Annotated in this window: 16 protein-coding genes; 10 read left to right on the forward strand and 6 right to left on the reverse strand. The window is 64.9% G+C overall.

The window, feature by feature from the left end; genetic code table 11:
- Nucleotides 1–24 precede the first annotated feature (24 nt).
- Together AC0SZ7_RS23100 and AC0SZ7_RS23105 are read left to right on the forward strand one after the other, a co-directional pair.
- Nucleotides 25–933 (forward strand): LysR substrate-binding domain-containing protein, encoded by a 909-nt coding sequence (locus AC0SZ7_RS23100; protein WP_475506539.1) that lies wholly within the window; start codon nucleotides 25–27, stop codon nucleotides 931–933.
- The gene (locus AC0SZ7_RS23105) at nucleotides 933–1,283 is read left to right on the forward strand and encodes an MmcQ/YjbR family DNA-binding protein (RefSeq protein ID WP_475506649.1); all 351 of its coding nucleotides are present in this window, start codon (nucleotides 933–935) and stop codon (nucleotides 1,281–1,283) included. The genes AC0SZ7_RS23100 and AC0SZ7_RS23105 overlap by 1 nt, the downstream gene beginning before the upstream one ends.
- An 89-nt stretch (nucleotides 1,284–1,372) precedes the next feature.
- On the opposite strand, the gene AC0SZ7_RS23110 is transcribed toward AC0SZ7_RS23105, so the two are convergent.
- The gene (locus AC0SZ7_RS23110) at nucleotides 1,373–1,792 is read right to left on the reverse strand and encodes a DUF1294 domain-containing protein (RefSeq protein WP_475506540.1); all 420 of its coding nucleotides are present in this window, start codon (nucleotides 1,790–1,792) and stop codon (nucleotides 1,373–1,375) included.
- On the reverse strand, nucleotides 1,779–2,609 hold the full coding sequence (locus tag AC0SZ7_RS23115) for an undecaprenyl-diphosphate phosphatase (RefSeq protein ID WP_475506541.1): 831 nt from the start codon (nucleotides 2,607–2,609) through the stop codon (nucleotides 1,779–1,781). The genes AC0SZ7_RS23110 and AC0SZ7_RS23115 overlap by 14 nt, the downstream gene beginning before the upstream one ends.
- Nucleotides 2,610–2,867: 258 nt before the next feature.
- Between AC0SZ7_RS23115 and AC0SZ7_RS23120 the strand changes: the two genes are divergently transcribed.
- The 7 genes from AC0SZ7_RS23120 to AC0SZ7_RS23150 all read left to right on the forward strand — a co-directional run bounded on the left by AC0SZ7_RS23120 (nucleotide 2,868) and on the right by AC0SZ7_RS23150 (nucleotide 8,677).
- The gene (locus AC0SZ7_RS23120) at nucleotides 2,868–3,413 is read left to right on the forward strand and encodes an AAA family ATPase (RefSeq protein ID WP_475506542.1); all 546 of its coding nucleotides are present in this window, start codon (nucleotides 2,868–2,870) and stop codon (nucleotides 3,411–3,413) included.
- Between the two features lie 293 nt (nucleotides 3,414–3,706).
- On the forward strand, nucleotides 3,707–4,138 hold the full coding sequence (locus tag AC0SZ7_RS23125) for a hypothetical protein (protein WP_475506543.1): 432 nt from the start codon (nucleotides 3,707–3,709) through the stop codon (nucleotides 4,136–4,138).
- Between the two features lies 1 nt (nucleotide 4,139).
- Nucleotides 4,140–4,718: an adhesin gene (locus AC0SZ7_RS23130; protein WP_475506544.1), complete on the forward strand. Its 579-nt coding sequence runs from the start codon at nucleotides 4,140–4,142 to the stop codon at nucleotides 4,716–4,718.
- A gap of 52 nt (nucleotides 4,719–4,770) precedes the next feature.
- On the forward strand, nucleotides 4,771–5,760 hold the full coding sequence (locus AC0SZ7_RS23135) for a heme utilization protein (protein WP_475506545.1): 990 nt from the start codon (nucleotides 4,771–4,773) through the stop codon (nucleotides 5,758–5,760).
- A 68-nt stretch (nucleotides 5,761–5,828) separates the two neighbouring features.
- A complete protein-coding gene (locus tag AC0SZ7_RS23140) occupies nucleotides 5,829–6,512 on the forward strand; it encodes a C39 family peptidase (RefSeq protein WP_475506546.1) in 684 nt (227 codons plus the stop codon).
- A 33-nt stretch (nucleotides 6,513–6,545) separates the two neighbouring features.
- Nucleotides 6,546–7,310 carry a hypothetical protein gene (locus tag AC0SZ7_RS23145; RefSeq protein ID WP_475506547.1) on the forward strand — a complete coding sequence of 255 codons (765 nt, stop codon included), beginning with the start codon at nucleotides 6,546–6,548 and terminating at the stop codon, nucleotides 7,308–7,310.
- Between the two features lie 68 nt (nucleotides 7,311–7,378).
- Nucleotides 7,379–8,677: a coiled-coil domain-containing protein gene (locus tag AC0SZ7_RS23150; protein WP_475506548.1), complete on the forward strand. Its 1,299-nt coding sequence runs from the start codon at nucleotides 7,379–7,381 to the stop codon at nucleotides 8,675–8,677.
- 514 nt (nucleotides 8,678–9,191) lie between these two features.
- On the opposite strand, the gene AC0SZ7_RS23155 is transcribed toward AC0SZ7_RS23150, so the two are convergent.
- The gene (locus tag AC0SZ7_RS23155; protein WP_475506549.1) at nucleotides 9,192–10,517 is read right to left on the reverse strand and encodes a sigma-54 dependent transcriptional regulator; all 1,326 of its coding nucleotides are present in this window, start codon (nucleotides 10,515–10,517) and stop codon (nucleotides 9,192–9,194) included.
- Between the two features lie 325 nt (nucleotides 10,518–10,842).
- On the opposite strand from AC0SZ7_RS23155, the gene AC0SZ7_RS23160 reads away from it, so the two are divergent.
- Complete coding sequence (locus AC0SZ7_RS23160) at nucleotides 10,843–11,112, forward strand: hypothetical protein (RefSeq protein ID WP_475506550.1); 270 nt, start codon at nucleotides 10,843–10,845, stop codon at nucleotides 11,110–11,112.
- Nucleotides 11,113–11,206: 94 nt separating this feature from the next.
- Here the strand turns inward: AC0SZ7_RS23160 and AC0SZ7_RS23165 are convergent, their stop codons facing one another.
- Genes AC0SZ7_RS23165 through cobN form a run of 3 tightly spaced genes read right to left on the reverse strand, consistent with a single transcriptional unit; the run spans nucleotide 11,207 to nucleotide 16,624 of the window.
- Complete coding sequence (locus AC0SZ7_RS23165; RefSeq protein WP_475506551.1) at nucleotides 11,207–11,941, reverse strand: vWA domain-containing protein; 735 nt, start codon at nucleotides 11,939–11,941, stop codon at nucleotides 11,207–11,209.
- Nucleotides 11,866–12,864 (reverse strand): magnesium chelatase ATPase subunit I, encoded by a 999-nt coding sequence (locus AC0SZ7_RS23170; protein ID WP_475506552.1) that lies wholly within the window; start codon nucleotides 12,862–12,864, stop codon nucleotides 11,866–11,868. Before AC0SZ7_RS23170 ends, AC0SZ7_RS23165 begins: the two co-directional genes overlap by 76 nt.
- Nucleotide 12,865: 1 nt before the next feature.
- Entirely contained in the window at nucleotides 12,866–16,624 is a 3,759-nt protein-coding gene (gene cobN, locus AC0SZ7_RS23175; protein ID WP_475506553.1) for a cobaltochelatase subunit CobN, read from the reverse strand.
- Between the last annotated feature and the right edge of the window lie 3 nt (nucleotides 16,625–16,627).

Raw genomic sequence — 16,627 nt, forward strand, 5'->3', positions numbered from 1 at the left:
CATGAGACAGTCGGGAAATGCTCCATGCAAGATCTCAACGACCTGTATTACTTCGCCAAGGTGGTGGAGGCCGGTGGCTTCGCCGCCGCCGGGCGCCTGCTGGGCGTGCCCAAATCGCGCCTGTCGCGGCGCATCGCCGAGCTGGAAGAGCGCCTGGGCGCACGGCTGTTGCAACGCACCACGCGGCAACTGAAGCTGACCAGCGTGGGTGAGCGCTACCTGCGCCACTGCCAGGCCATGCTGCTGGAAGCGGAAATGGCCGACGAGGTGGTAGCCAGCCTGTCCAGCGAGCCGCGCGGGCGCCTGCGGGTGTCGTGCCCGGTGGGCCTGGCGCACGAGTTCCTGCCCAAGGTGATCAGCAGCTTCCTGCAGGAATACCCCCATGTGCAGTTGGACATGGTGCTGCTCAACCGCCGTGTCGACCTGATCACCGAAGGCATCGACGTGGCCCTGCGCGTGCGCGAGCCCTGGGACGAAGACCCGGGCCTGGTGACGCGGCGGCTGCGCGAGGCACGGGCAATTCTGGTGGCCAGCCCGGCGCTGCTGGCCGGCAATACCATCGCCAGCCCAGACGACCTGGTGGTGCTGCCGGTGATGGGCGCGCTGGAGGCCGACCGCATGGTCCATTTGCGCCTGCTCGACGAACAGGGCAACAAGCGCGACCTGGTGCTGGAGGCACGCCTGGGCATCGAGGACTTCGTGGTGCGCAAGGCGGCCGCCATCGCCGGGCTGGGCTTCACCATGCTGCCGCTGATGCACTGCGAGGCGGAGCTGGCCAGCGGCGAGCTGGTGCAGCTGCTGCCGGACTGGTCCCTGGGCGGCGGCTGGCTGCAGGCGGTGTACCCGCACCGGCGCGGGGTGCTGCCGGCCGTGCGGGCGTGGATCGACCATTTGGTGAAGACACTCGAGGAATGTGGGGAGCGATTCGTATGATGGATGAGCAACAGTTGGCCGAGTATTGCCTGGGCCTGCCTGGCGCGCGCGAAGACTACAAGTGGGGCGGCATTCGCGTGCTGTCGGTGGCGGGCAACAAGATGTTCGCGGTGTTCGGCCTGGCGGGTGACAGCCTGTCGCTGAAAGTCGGCAAGGAGCTGTTCCTGGGCTACGTCGACCGCCCCGGCTTTCGCCCGGCGCCGTACCTGGCGCGCGCCCACTGGGTGAGCGTGGCCATGCCGCTGGGCATCAGCGACGACGAGGTGCGCGACCTGCTGCGCCGCTCGCACCAACTGGTGGTGCGGCGGTTGCCGAAGAAAACGCAGCTGGGGTTGCTGCTGGACCAGTGACACCGCAGCGTCTGGGACGCGGCCTTGCGGCCGCTGCTACGATGTTCCCGGGGGGAGCGGGCTCTGCGTAGCAGCTGCCAAAGGCTGCGTCACAGCGCGTGCTGGGTGAACACGTACAACCAGCCCAGCTGATGCGCCGACACGATCAGCCAGAACACCACCTGGTAGCTGACCTTGCGGGTCTTGTGGCGAAATGCCTGCTGCGCCAGCAAGGCGCCGGGCCAGCCGCCCAGCAGTTCGGCGCCATGCAGCAGTTTCTCCGGCGTGCGCTGCCCCTCGCGACGGGCCTGGTGCTTGTCGCGCCAGTACAGCCCGAAGGTCACCAGGCTCATGGCCAGGTACACCAGCAGCACCACTGGCCGGCCGCCGCGCAGCAACTGCATGACCACCCCGCTGGCCGGCAGCGCGCACAGCACCACGAACGCCAGCAGCTTCAGCTTGAGGTAACGCACCCCGGGCCTGCCCACCGGTTGCGACGCCCGCTGGGCGCCGGCGCTACGGCTGGACATGGTCCCAGTCGATCCAGCCAAACCACCAGGTCGCCAGAATCAGCATGCCGAAGCCGATGCGGTACCAGGCGAACAGGTCGTAGGTGTGGTTGGCGATGAACTTCAGCAAGCCCTTCACCGCGATCATGGCGAACACGAACGCGGTGATGAAACCCAGGGCGAACACCGGCAGGTCGCTGGCCTGGAACAGGTGGCGGTACTTGAACCCCGAATACACGGCCGCCCCGACCATGGTGGGCATGGCCAGGAAGAACGAGAACTCGGTGGCGGCCTTGCGCGACAGGCCGAACACCAGCCCGCCAATGATGGTGGAGCCGGAACGCGAGGTGCCCGGGATCATCGCCAGGCACTGGGCGAAACCGATTTTCAGGGCATCATGCCAACGCATGTCATCCACATGTTCCACGCGTATCACATGCTCGCGCTCCTCGGCCCACAGCATGACGATACCGCCCACTACCAGCGCCACAGCCACGGTCACCGGGTTGAACAGGTACTGGTGAATGGCGTCGGCGAAAATCACCCCCAGCACCACCGCCGGCAGGAAGGCGATCAACAGGTTGGCCGTGAAGCGCCGTGCCTGGGGCCGGGTGGGCAAGCCGGTGACGATCTCGATGATCTTCTGCCGGAACTCCCACACCACCGCCAGAATCGCCCCCAACTGAATGATGATGTTGAAGGCCATCGCCCGCTCACCGCCAAAGTTGAGCAAGTCCGCGACAATGATCTGGTGCCCGGTGCTGGAAATGGGCAAAAACTCCGTGAGCCCCTCGACTATCCCTAGAATCAATGCCTGTACGGCGGTCCATAAATCCATCAATTCCCCCAAGTGGAAAGCCTGCTCATGGGCAGGTTCCTGATTTTCTTTATAGTTGAAACACACGCTGGAAAAGCGGCGAAATGCTATCAGAAGACAGTAGCCCACTCCGCTGACAAAACGATGAAAACCGCTCTACTGCGGCGCTTTTCGTGTATCAATCTGCCAGCAATCCGTGGCCAAGGTTACAATCGCCACGTTTGTCCCACGGAATCGGTAAATGTTCCCCAGTTCTTTTGCGCCCCCGCGAGCCTTTTCATGAAAACAGTCGTGCTCACCGGCCCTGAATCCAGCGGCAAGAGCGTGCTGGCCCTGGCCCTTCAACACCGGTTCGGCGGCATAGTGGTGGGCGAGTACGTGCGCCATTTCATCGACAGCCACGCTGGCCGCGACACCTCCCTTGCCGACATTCCCGCCATCGCCCGTGGCCAGCTGGCCTGGGAAGACGCGGCCCGCGCCCGGCAGCCGAAACTGCTGATACTGGATACGCACCTGCTGAGCAACCTGTTGTGGAGCTGCACGCTGTTCGGCGAATGCCCGGCCTGGATCGAAGAGCAGTTGCGCGGCCGCCATTACGACCTGCACCTGGTGCTATCCCCCCGGGGCATGGACTGGGTGGACGATGGCCAGCGCTGCCAGCCGGCCCTGCAGGACCGCCTGGCGTTTTTCGATCAGGTTTGGCACTGGCTCGACACCCACCACCAATGCGCGGAGGTGCTCGAAGGCGACTTTGCCCAGCGCAGCGCGCAGGCCTTCAAGCGGGTGGGCGAACTGCTGGGTGAACCGCCCAGTGTCCATTCCTGAAACACCCGTGACAGCGCCGAGGCCCATTATTGGCGGGTTGGCAACGTGCCACTGTTAACTGTAAGGCTGCCGATACACCCACCTTTGGGGCTTGCGGGGCCACTGGCCACCGTCCGGCAGTGTTACACCCGCTTTTCTGTCTCAGCGTTGTTACAGCAATTTTCTGTCACTTGCCCCGTCACCTGTTAAGTCCTTGATTCAGCTGGCATTCAAAAACCTGGCACATCCCCTGCTCTCTTCCTCGCAACGCCACCAAGGCCGATGCATCAACAAGAAGAAGAGGGATGATGGCCATGCTCGGGACAACTCAAAAAGGCATTGTCTGCCTGCTGCTGATGGGATGCTGCCACAGCCTGACGGCCCTGGCCGCCGGCGACGGCACCATCGTCATCCAGCGCGATGTCCAGCCGCGAATGGCCACCCGGCCACCGCTGCAACCCGACCCCAATCCCCTGACCGTCAACACCAACGTTTCCGCACAGGTGCGCGCAGCCACCACGATGGAGCTGAGTGATGGCGATATCGCCGGCATCAGCAGCGGCAACGCGATTACCCGCCTGATTGTGCCTGACGGCAATCTGCGCGGCATGGGCGGGCCTGACCAGGCCTTGCCCGGGATGAGCGCCGGCCATGGTGGCGGCTCGGGCAACAGCATCTCCAATACCGTCAACCAGGCCGTCAGCCAGGGCCTGTCGCCCCTGCGCATTCTGAGCGGGAGCCGCTGAAATGAAAGCATCCCTGAGCGCCCTTGCCCTGCTGGTCAGCAGCAACCTCTTCGCCGCCGGCCCCGTGGCCGTGGACAACACCGCGGTCATCGACAGCTCCGGCGCCGGTTACCAGGGCAGCCTCAACGTCAACCAGGCGGCCGGCGACCTGCAACAGCAGACCAACGCGCGCGCCATCGCCATTGGCACCGAGGCCAACGCCAGCACCCGAATCAACCAGAAACTGCGTACCCAGGCAGACCCGGCCATGAACGCCCGGGCCTCGATCCAGGGCAACGCCTTCAGCAATGGCAACGGCGCACTGGGCGTGAACCAGTCAGCCGGTGCCGCCAATCAACAGGCCAATGCCATGCGGCTGACCATCAGTGCCCAGCCGCTGAGCATGGACGACAGCGCCCTGTCGCAACAAAACGTGGCGCTGGTAAAAGGCTCCGATTCAGCAGGTCCGACACTCGGCAACCGCCAGGTCAACACAGATGACCAGGCCTTCACCGGTAGCCGCGGGCTGATCCAGCTGAACCAGAGCGCAGGGGTGGGTAACCGAATGGGTAACACCCTGAGCGTACGGGTCGCTGATTGACCCTCCAAGACAGAAACAACACTTAACTACAATAATAGTACGGAGAAACACCATGAAACCTACAATGGCACTCAAGCCACTGGTATTCGCACTCGCTGCCGTCATGGCTGTCGCCGCCCATGCAGACGATCGCAAAGGTGGTCATAACGATCCGCACCATGGTGGTCATCAGCAACAACCCGATCCCATGGTTCAGATCCAGCTGACCGCAGGTTCGGCCGCAGTCGTCCAGGATGCGCAAACCAGCACCGGCAACGCCGTGATCAACCAGGGCACCCGCAACGGCGCCGCCATCGATTCCTCCGCTGGCAACTCCAACGGCAACCTGGGCGTCAACGTCGCCGCCGGCGACGCCAACCAACAAGATAACGCCGCTGCCATCGCCACCGCCGACGAAAGCTTCATCTTCGGCAGTGCCTATGCATCGTCCGCTGCCACCCAGAGCAACACTGGCAACGCCGTGGCCAACTACTCCACGACCTCCAGCACCTCGCTCAACAACAGCGCCAACGGCAGCTCGGGCAACATTGGCATCAACATCACCACCGGCGACTTCAACCAACAGAAAAACAACCTGGCCATCGCTGTATCGGGTGGCCGTGTAGCCGGCGCCGCTGCTTCGGCCAACCAGACTTCGTCTGGCACCGTGGTTACCAACGCCGCCGACCGCACCTACAGCAAAGACACCCTGTACTCGGCCTTCTATGCCACCGGCAGCTACAAAGGCACCGGCACCGGCACCGTGGGTACCGAAGACCCACGTGGTGGCGGCCATGGCGGCTGGGACAGCCGTGGCGGCAAAGACCACGACAAGGTCGAGCCTCTGAAATTCAAGGAGAGCGGCAGCTTCGAACTGGGTGGCGTTGCCTCGTACCAAGTGCTGACCCCAAGCGGCTGGGCCAACCCTGTGACCAACAGCGCCTCGATGTCCAACTCGCTCAACAACGTGTCGGGCAACGTCGGCGCCAACGTCTCGGCTGGCGTGGGCAACCAGCAAAGCAACTCGCTGTCCATCGCTGCCGGTTGCAAAGCCTGCATGTAACACGCGATGCCCTGAGAGCCCCCACCCGGGGGCTCTTTTTCGACACCATCAAGCAAGGCATCCAGACCATGCGAATTTGCGCGCTGCTTCCCCTGTTGCTGCTGTTGGCTGGCCCTGCCTGGGCCGGACAGATGTCAGTGGCCGCCCTGCCTGGCGGCACCGTCATCTACAAGCCGATCCAGAGCATCCGCGAGCGGCACTTTTCCGACCTGGTCCAGCAGAAGACCGATTTCAGTTGCGGCGCCGCCGCGCTGGCAACGGTGCTGCGCCAGGCCTACTGGCTGGATGTGGATGAACACCAGGTCATCGAAGGCATGCTGGCTCATTCGGACATGGACACCGTCAAGGTGCAGGGCTTCTCCATGCTCGACATGAAAAAGTACGTCGAAAGCATCGGCATGCGCGGCAGGGGCTATCGCATCCCCGCCGACAGCCTGGAAAAAATCACCATTCCGGTGGTGGTGCTGATGGATATTCGTGGTTACAAGCATTTCGTGGTGCTGCAGCGCGTCCAGCGCGACTGGGTCTATGTCGGCGACCCGGTGCTGGGGCACAAGCGCTATAGCCGCGAAGACTTTGCCAAAGGTTGGAACGGGATCATTTTTGCCGTCGTCGGCCAGGGCTATGACAAGACCAACGCCTTGCTCACCCCACCGGTGCCGTTGACGGCCAAGGGCCAGCTGGATCAGTTCAAGCCCGTACAGGATGCAGACCTGATGGACTTCGGCTTCATCCAGAGTGATTTCTTCTAAATAAAAAAGGGCATGAAGCCCTGGGAGCATCCCATGAACACTCAACAGTGGTTGCTGGCTGCCTGCCTTGCAGCCAGCCTGCCCGCGCACGCCCAGTCGGTGCTCAAGCCGATCGAGATAAAGGACGCCGAGCTGGCGACCCTGCGCGGCAAATACGTGATGCCCGGCCGCATCATCAGCTTCGGCGTGGTGATGTCCACCACCTGGCAAAATGCCAATGGTGACGTCATTGGTGCCCGTGGCACCCTGGATGTACAGGCCACCACCATCAAGCCGCAGTTCTACGTACAGATGATTGACCAGAAGGGCCTGCAACAGGCCGCCAGCGGCAACAACGCGATTGCCCAGGGCACCGGCACCGTGACCGGTGGCGCAGGCCTTGGCACCACCCAGGGCGTGACCCAGTCGGTGCGTGCCGCAGGTGACTACAACACGGCGTATAACAACGTTGACATCAACGTCAAGGAAAGCGGCTCGGCGCCTGCCGTGGCCACGCCCCAAGGCCAGGTACTGGCCGCGGGCAGCACCATCACCGGCGCCAACGGCGCGGGCAGCCTCAGCGTTTCCAGCACCGGCGGTGGCGTGCAGATGTCCATCGCGGCCAACAACAACCAGGGCACGGCGGTGCAGCGCATCAACGAATCGGGGCTGATGCAGACCGCGACGTTGCTGGGCGGCGCCAACGCGGTCAACAACCTCACCCAACTCAACGTGGTACTGCGTGACAACCTGCCGACGGCCGGCGCGCTGGACTGCAATCTCAGCCAGCTGAAGGGGCTGCGCAACATGGGCATGTGAACGGCGGGACGAAAAATTCTGGACTACGCTTCGTCTCAAAATGTTGCAGTCACAAGGGACGGCTCACCATGCACCGATCGTTTTCGTTCAATGCGGTTGTCTGCCTAAGCGCTTTGTTACCGGCAGCCGCATTGCAGGCGGCACCTGACCCCCAGGTGGAAGAACTCAAACAAGAACTGCTGCAGCTAAAACAGCGTTACGATCAACAACAACAAGCCTTGATGGTACTTGAACAACGCGTCAAGCAAGTGGAGGAGACGCCAACGGCGCCACCGCCCAAGCGCCTGAGCAAATCCCCAGCCGAGCCCAGCCGGGCGCAGACTGTGGCCACTGGCGCGCCGGGCACCAGCTCCGGGGTCAGCGCGGCCGGCGGCTCTTCCTACGGCCAGTCGCTCAAGGACGACTCTTCACCGGCACAGAGCGTGAACAACCTCTATGACGAGAACACCGGGTTCTTCGGCGGCGGCAAATTCAGCCTCGAGACCGGCATCACCTACTCGCACTACGACACCCGGCAACTGGTGCTCAACGGCTTCCTGGCGCTGGATTCGATCTTCCTGGGCAATATCAACATCGACCGCATCAAGTCCGATAACTGGACCCTGGACCTCACCGGGCGCTACAACGTCAACAACCGCTGGCAGTTCGACCTCAACGTGCCCGTGGTGTACCGCGATTCCACCTTCCAGTCGGCCGGCGCCGGCGGCTCTACCACGGCCATATCCCAGGAGTCGGTGCGCCGCGACCCGACCATCGGCGACATCAACGCCGGCGTGGCCTACAAATTCATGGACGAGGGCCCCTACCGCCCCGACGCAGTGTTCAGCGTGCGCGTCAAGGCGCCTACCGGCCAGGACCCCTACGGCATCAAGCTGATCCAGTCGTCGACCAATAACAACCTGTCGGTGCCCGAGTCGCTGCCGACCGGCAACGGCGTGTGGTCGATCACCCCGGGTATCTCGCTGATCAAGAGCTTCGACCCGGCGGTGCTGTTCGGCAGCTTCTCCTACACCCACAACTTCGAGGATTCGTTCAGCGATATCAGCCCGCAGGTCAACAGCAAGATCCCCGGCAAGGTCGACCTGGGCGACAGCTTCCAGATTGGCGCGGGCGTGGCCTTCGCCCTCAACGAGAAGATGAGCATGTCGTTCTCGCTGTCGGACCTGATTCAGCGGCGCAGCAAGATCAAGCAGGATGGCGGTGACTGGCAGGGTGTTCCGGCCAGTGATGCGAACGCGGGGTACTTCAACATTGGCATGACCATTGCGGCGAGTGATTCGTTGACGATTGTGCCGAACCTGTCGATCGGGCTGACGGACGATGCGCCGGATTTCACCTTCAGCCTGAAATTCCCGTACTACTTCTGACCCACCCACCAACAGCGGCAACCGGGCGAAAGCCCGCAGCCGCTGCGGTTGATCTGCTTGTGACCTTGATCTGGCTTGTGATCTTGATTGTATGCCCCGTAAAGCGCCCGGGCCGACTGGAGGCGTCGATCAACGGGCTGCCCGAAGGGCCGAGGCCGCAGGCCGAAGAGACGGTAACCCGCAGGCTTCTATAGCGGGTGCCGTCTGCCCGTTGAGCGGCGCCGGAAGGAGGGGACCCGTAGCGCAGCGCAGGGCCCAAGCAGGGGCAAGCGTTTTTTGCTTACTTTTTTTGGCGTCTGAAAAAAAGTGAGTCGGCGTAAGGCCGAAACGGTCGGTGGTCTCGCCGCGAAAATGGATATGTCCGAAATCGCCGAAGCGGGCGACGCCAGGGACCGCTCGGTCAACGCCTCCAGTCGGCCCTGGCGCTTTATGGGGCACACAATCAAGATCAAGGGCCACACGGGATCAAGATCAAAAGCCCGGGCGCGGGGGGGCGGATGACGGGGTGCCCCCGTCACCGAATCTGATGTTTGTGCAACAACCGATAAAACGTCGGACGCGATATCCCCAGCACCCGCGCCGCAATACTCAAATTATCTGAATGGCGGTTCAGCACATCACACAACGCCTGCCGCTCCGCCCGGTGCTTGTAATCCTCCAGCGTACCCATGGGCACAACCGCCGCTGTCTGGCTGACCAGCCCCAGGTCCTGCGCCTCTATCTGCCGCCCCTCGGCCAGCACCAGCCCGCGGCGCACACGGTTGGCCAGTTCGCGCACGTTGCCCGGCCAGTCGTGCTTGCCCATGGCAATGAGCGCGTCCTCGCTGAAGCTGCGTGGCCGCCGCCCGGTTTCCTGGCTGTAGAAGTGGGCGAAGTGGTTGGCCAGCATGGCCAAGTCACCATGGCGTTCGCGCAGCGGCGCGGTCACCACTTGCAGCACGTTAAGGCGGTAATAAAGGTCTTCACGAAAGCGCCCGGCACTGATCGCCGACTCCAGGTTCACATGGGTGGCCGCCAGTACCCGCACGTCGACGGCAATGGGCTGGCTGCCGCCTACCCGTTCGATGTGTTTTTCCTGCAGGAAGCGCAGCAAATTCGCCTGCAGTTCCAGCGGCAGGTCGCCGATTTCGTCCAGAAACAGCGTGCCGCCATTGGCCGCCTCGATGCGCCCGACCTTGCGCTGGTGCGCGCCGGTGAAAGCGCCCTTCTCGTGGCCGAACAGCTCCGACTGGATAAGGTGCTCGGGTATGGCCCCGCAGTTGATGGCCACGAACGGCTTGGCATGCCGCTGGGACTGACGGTGCAGGGTGCGCGCCACCAGTTCCTTGCCGGTGCCGCTCTCGCCGCGGATAAGCACCGGCGATTCGGTGGGCGCCAGTTTGCTCAGCAGCTTGCGCAGGTCACGGATGGGGCGGCTGTCGCCCAGCAGTTCGTGCTCGGGCTGGTTGACGTGTACCGCGCCCTGCCCACGCAGGCGCGCCATGCCGAATGCGCGGCCAAGGGTGACCTGCACCCGCGACACATCGAACGGCAGGGTATGAAAGTCGAAAAACCACTCGCAGACGAAGTCGCCAACGTTCTGCATGCGCAGCACGTCCTGGTTGAGCACCGCTATCCACTCGGTATTGCTGCGGCTTATCAGCTCCTTCACGGCCTCCGGGCGCTCCAGGTGAAAAGGCTGCAGGCGCAGCAGCCCCACGTCGCAGGGGTGCTGGGCGGCCTGGTCCAGCTCGCAGCTGTCCACCTCCCACCCCACGGTGCGCAGGCCGGGCAACAGCTGATGGCAATCGTCGCATGGGTCGACAATTAAAAGGCGTCGCGTGTTTGCCATCTCGAGCATGACCGGCTCCTTGGCGCCAATAATATAAAAGTTATTAGAAACAGCTAGTTGGCGACCCCGTCTGTAACAGTAGCAATGAACTTGACGCTGCCAAGGACCGTTGGTCTGCAAAACTGTTACACATTTTTACAAAGCGGAATTTCGTTGATTTTTCAACGTCAAAGTCAACGCCCAAAGCCTGCGAGAAAAAAAGTTTGATCAATTTTCTGCCCGCGTGTGACTTGTTGCCCGGTTGGCAGCATCAGTACAGACAAGCAACCGCAAACGGTAATGACCTTGCCGCCGCGCTGCATACCTTTTCGGGCACACTAGAGAGACTGAACCCATGAACGCCCCACTGCGTGTCAACGAAGCACTGCTGATTGCCGGCCACGCCTTCGAACCCTTCCAATGCGTGGCCTGGGCCCCGCAGGACGGCAATGGCGAACTGAGCCTGACCGTGGTAGACCGCACCCGTAACAGCATCGGCCGCAAGCAAGTACCAAGCAGCACTTATTCGGACCCTGCGCAATGGGCCCACCTGCTTGAAGAAGTACGCGCCGAACTGCGCCAGGACGGTTACGCGCTGCAACCCTGGAGCATGCCGCAACAATAAGTGGCACTTTGCACATGGCAGAAGTGGCAACTTCGGATAGCTGGCTAATTCTTTAAATCCGAGTTGCCTTGCCTGCGGCATAACAGCGCAGCACTTATAAAGTGCCTGGCAAACTGTCTATATGCCGATACTCCGCACCTAGCTGACTCGCCAATTCCACCGCGCGCCCCAGGCGAATACTTCCCCGTTCCATATCAATCAGCAGCGCCGCGCACGGTAGCGGCTCGATAGCGTCTGCGCGCTTGATACGGCCGTCGGTAACAATCAGGCAACGACGTTGCTCGTGAGGGAATGCCTTGGCCCGGCGCGTCAGAAATTCGCCAGCCTGACGCAGGGCCGCCACCAGCGGCGTGCCACCGCCTGCACCCAGCGCCTGCAGCCATGGCTGCAAGGCTTGCGAGGCTTTCAGGCCATGGCGTTGCCAGCGCGGCTGCTCGCCACTGGCGGTCAGCAGCGCCAGGCGCGCGCGCTGGCGATAAGCCTGGTCGAACAGCTCGGCGAGCAGGCCCTTGGCGTCGGCCAGGGCCTGGTGTTTGCGGGTGGAAGCCGAGGCGTCGACGATGACCAGCCACAGTTCATGAGGGCTGGCACGGCGCTGCTGCCAGCGCAGGTCAGTGATATGGCGTGGCCGCCCCCGCAGCAGGGTTGCGGCCCAATCCAGCGTACCTTGCTGCGCAGCCCGCGCGGCGCCACGGCGCCCCTGCTGCTGCCCGCCTTCAGGTTTGGCACCCGCCGCAGGGCGCCGGCGGATGCTCAGGGCTTTTTTGGCCAGCTCGGTACTTCGCGGCGCTGGCCCATGGCCGTGGCCTGGGGCGGCAAACCACCCCACTGGCCTTCACCGCTGGCATTCTGGGAGGTTTGCGCACCCGCAGGCGGTTGCTCGCCCTGGGGCGCTTCGGGTGGCTGGCGGCGGCGGTGGCGCAGGGCAAATTCGGCCACCGCGTCAATGTCCACGGCTTCGATACCCAGCGCCCCGCGCCAGGCCGCGTGCGCCCGCGCGGCGCGCAGCCACACCAGGTCGGCGCGCATGCCGTCGACGCCCGCGGCGAAACAGCGTTCGGTAATGATGGCCAGCGCCTGGTCGTCCAGCGGCACCTCTTCAAGCACCTCGCGCGCCAGCTGGCAACGCTGCCGCAGGGCGTCCTGGCGGCTCGCCCATTCCTCGCAAAACGCGTACGGGTCGGCATCGAACGCCAGGCGCCGGCGGATGATCTGGCTGCGTTCCTGGGGCGGCGGTTGGCCGTCCAGGGCCACATTGAGGCCAAAACGGTCCAGCAGCTGCGGGCGCAGCTCGCCCTCCTCCGGGTTCATGGTGCCGATCAGCACGAAGCGTGCACTGTGCCGATGGGAAATGCCGTCGCGCTCCACGCGGTTGACGCCGCTGGCAGCCACGTCCAGCAGCAGGTCCACCAGGTGGTCGGGCAGCAGGTTGACTTCGTCCACGTACAGCACGCCGCCGTCGGCCTTGGCCAACACCCCAGGGGAAAACTGCGCACGGCCTTCACCCAGCGCCGCGTCCAGGTCCAGGGTGCCCACCAGGCGCTCCTCAGTGGTGCCCAACGGCAAGGTGACGAACTGGCCGCTGGCGAGCAGGTCGGCCAGGCCCCGGGCAAGGGTGCTTTTCGCCATGCCGCGCGGGCCTTCGATCAGCACGCCGCCGATTTTCGGGTCGATGGCGCTCAGGCACAGGGCCAGCTTCAGCGAGTCGGCGCCGACCACGGCGGCCAGGGGGAAATGCGGGGTGTCGCGCATGTCAGGCATCTTCTTCTATATCCAGCAGCAGCTCTTCCAGGGCCTGGCGGTAGTCGCCCGGCTCGCCCCACAGGCCACGCTGCTGGGCCTCGATCAGGCGCTCGGTGATGTCGCGCAAGGCATGGGGATTGTGCTGCTGCATGAAACCTCGGGTGTCGGCGTCCAGCACGTAGGCATCGGCGAGCAAGGCGTACTGGTGGTCGTCGATCAAATGGGTGGTGGCGTCGAAGGCGAACAGGTTGTCCACCGTCGCGGCCAGCTCGAACGCTCCTTTATAACCGTGGCGCTTGGCGCCGTCGATCCATTTGGGGTTCGCGGCACGCGCGCGCACCACGCGGTTGAGCTCTTCCTTGAGGGTGCGGATGCGCGGCAGGTCAGGCTGGCTGTGGTCGCCGTGGTAGCTGGCGGCAGCCTTGCCGCCCAGGGTCTCGGCCGCGGCAAGCATGCCACCCTGGAACTGGTAGTAGTCGTTGGAGTCGAGCAGGTCATGCTCGCGGTTATCCTGGTTCTGCACCACGGCCTGCACCTGGCCCAGCCGCTGGGCGAACTGCGCCCGCGCCGGCGTGCCGTCGTCGGTGCCACCGTAGGCGTAGCCGCCCCAGTTCAGGTAAGCCTGGGCCAGGTCTTCGCGGGTCTGCCACAGGCGGCCGTCGATGGCGCCCTGAACGCCGGCGCCGTAGCTGCCGGGCTTGGCGCCGAAAATACGCCAGCCAGCTTCGCGGCGCGCCTGTTCGGCGTCGATACCCTGCGCCAGCAGGGCCTGGTGCTCGCTGCGCACCTTGGCCGCCAACGGGTTGAGGTCGTCGGGTTCGTCCAGCGCGGCCACCGCCTGCACGGCGGCGTCGAACAGGCGCAGCAGGTTGGCGAAGGCGTCACGGAAGAAGCCCGACACCCGCAGGGTCACGTCCACCCGCGGGCGGTCGAGCAGGCTCAGCGGCAGAATCTCGAAATCGTCGACGCGCTGGCTGCCGGTGGCCCACACCGGGCGCACGCCCATCAGCGCCATGGCCTGGGCAATGTCGTCGCCGCCGGTGCGCATGGTGGCCGTTCCCCATACCGACAGGCCCAGCTGGCGCAAATGGTCGCCGTGGTCCTGCAGGTGGCGTTCAAGAATCAGATTGGCCGAGGCGAAGCCGATGCGCCAGGCAGTAGTGGTGGGCAGGTTGCGCACATCCACCGAGAAGAAGTTGCGGCCGGTGGGCAGCACATCCAGGCGCCCGCGGCTGGGTGCGCCGCTGGCGCCGGCTGGCACGAAACGCCCGCCCAGGGCGGCCAGCAGGCCGCCGATCTCGGCCGGGCCGCAGGCATCCAGGCGTGGCGCGACGGTGTCGCGCAGGCCGTCGAGAATCAGGTCGACGTCGGCCCAGCCGGTAGTGGCGGGCGTGTGCAGCGCCTGCTCGATCAGTTGCGCGGCATACAGTTCCAGGCGCTCACGGGTGTCGCCGGCGGTGCGCCAGCTGTCCTCGCAGACCGCTTGCAGGGACGCCGGGCGCGCGCCTTCCCAGCTGTCGCCGAGGTTACAGTCCAGCGGGTCGAAGCCCAGCTGCAGCGCCCGCCCCAGGGCGCGGATCAGGCTGGCATGGGCGCCACGGCCGTCGCCCCGGGGAATGCGCAACAGGGACGCCAGGGTGTCGATGCGCAGGCGCCCGGTGGGCGACTCGCCGAAGATGTGCAGGCCGTCGCGGATCTGCGATTCCTTCAGGTCACACAGGTAGGTGTCCAGGCGCGGCAGCCACAGCGCGGCGTCGGCGTCGCTGTCCCAGCCGGCGTCCAGTTGCAGCTCGCGGTCGATCTGCGCGTCGCGCACCAGCGCCAGAATCTCGCGTTGCAGCTCGCGGGCGCGGCGCGGGTCCAGCAGTTGGGCGTCGTAGTATTCGTCGGCCAGGCGCTCCAGGTCGCGCAGCGGGCCATAGGTTTCGGCACGGGTCAGCGGCGGCATCAGGTGGTCAATGATCACTGCCTGGGTGCGGCGCTTGGCCTGGGCGCCCTCGCCCGGGTCATTGACGATAAACGGGTAGACATTGGGCATCGGCCCCAACAGCGCGTCGGGCCAGCAGTGTTCCGACAGGCCCACGCCCTTGCCCGGCAGCCATTCCAGGTTGCCGTGCTTGCCCACGTGCACCACGGCGTCGGCGCCATAGGCGTGGCGCAGCCAGAAATAGAACGCCAGGTAGCCGTGGGGCGGCACCAGGTCGGGGTCGTGGTACACGGCGCTGGGGTCCAGCTGGTAGCCACGGGCCGGCTGGATGCCGACGAAAGTCAGGCCAAAACGCAGTCCGGCGACCATCATGCGGCCGCTGCGGCACATGGGGTCGGCGCTCGGCTCACCCCAGCGCTCGCGCACCGCCTGCTGGTTGGCCAGCGGCAGGCGCGCAAACGCCGCCAGGTAGTCGTCCATGGCCATGCTCTGAGCGCAGGGGCGCAGGTCGAGGCTGTCGAGGTCGTTGCTGACGCCGCCCAGCAATTGCTGGATCAGCGCCGTGCCGCTGGCGGGCAAGCCCTGCACTGGGTAGCCCTCGGCGTGCAGGGCGCGAAGAATGTTCAGCGCCGCCGCCGGGGTGTCCAGGCCCACGCCGTTGCCAATGCGGCCGTCGCGGGTCGGGTAGTTGGCCAGGATCAGGGCTATACGCTTCTGGCCATTGGGCAGCCGCGCCAGCTCGGCCCAGCGCCGCGCCAGTTCGGCGACGAAATCCATGCGCTCGGGGTGCGCGCGGTAGCAGACCACGTCGGACTGGCTGCGCTCGCTGCGCCAGGCCAGGTCCTTGAAGCTGATGGGGCGGCTGATGATGCGCCCGTCCAGCTCCGGCAGGGCGATGTGCATGGCCAGGTCGCGCGGGCCCAGGCCCTGCTCGCTGGCTTCCCAGCCAGGCTGGTTGTCCTGGGCACAGATGGCCTGGATCACCGGGATGTCGCGGCGGAACGGCCGCAAGTGCGGCGCTTCCGGGCTGGACTGGGCAAAACCGGTGGTGTTGAGAATCACCGCCGCGCCGACGTCGTCCATCCAGGCCTGCACCTGGCTCAGGCAGCCAGCCTCCTTGAGGCTGGCCACGGCCATGGGCAGCGGGTTCAGGCCCGCCGCCAGCAGGCGCTGGCAGAACACGTCGACAAAACCGGTGTTGGCCGCCTGCAGGTGCGAGCGGTAGAAAATCAGCGGCACCACCGCCTGCCCCGGCTGCCAGTCCGCCCGCCAATGGGCCAGGCCGGCATCGTGGTGGGCCGGGTGATAAATGGCGGTGCGCGGCAAGGCCTGTGGCTCGGCCCAGGCGTAGTCACGACCGAGAAATTGGCTGGCCAGGCAGTTGAACAACGACAACGCGTTACCCATGCCGCCCTGGCGCAGGAAGTGCCACAGGCGTTCGCCCACCTCGCGGCCCACGGTGCCCAGGTCGCTGAGCTCGGGGTCGGGGCGGTCGTCGCCGGGCACCAGAATAAGCTGCACGCCGCGTTCGGCCAGCGCCACCAGCTGCTCGACGCCGTAGCGCCAGTAGCCGATGCCGCCGTGCAGGGAAATCAGGATGACCTTGGCGTGGCGCAACACCTCGTCCACGTACAGGTCCACGGAAGCGTGGTTCTGCACCTGCATGGGGTTGGCCAGGCGCAGGCTGGGGAAGTCGTCCGGCAGTTGCCGGGCGGCTTCGGCCAGCAGCGCCAGGTGCGAGTCACCGCTGCAGAGAATCACCAGCTCGGCCGGCGTCTGGCCCAGGTCGGCGATGCTGTCGTCCGGCACGAAACCGCCGGGCTGGGTTCTCAGCAGGTGCATGGC

The organism is Pseudomonas sp. JC1203, from assembly GCF_056175065.1.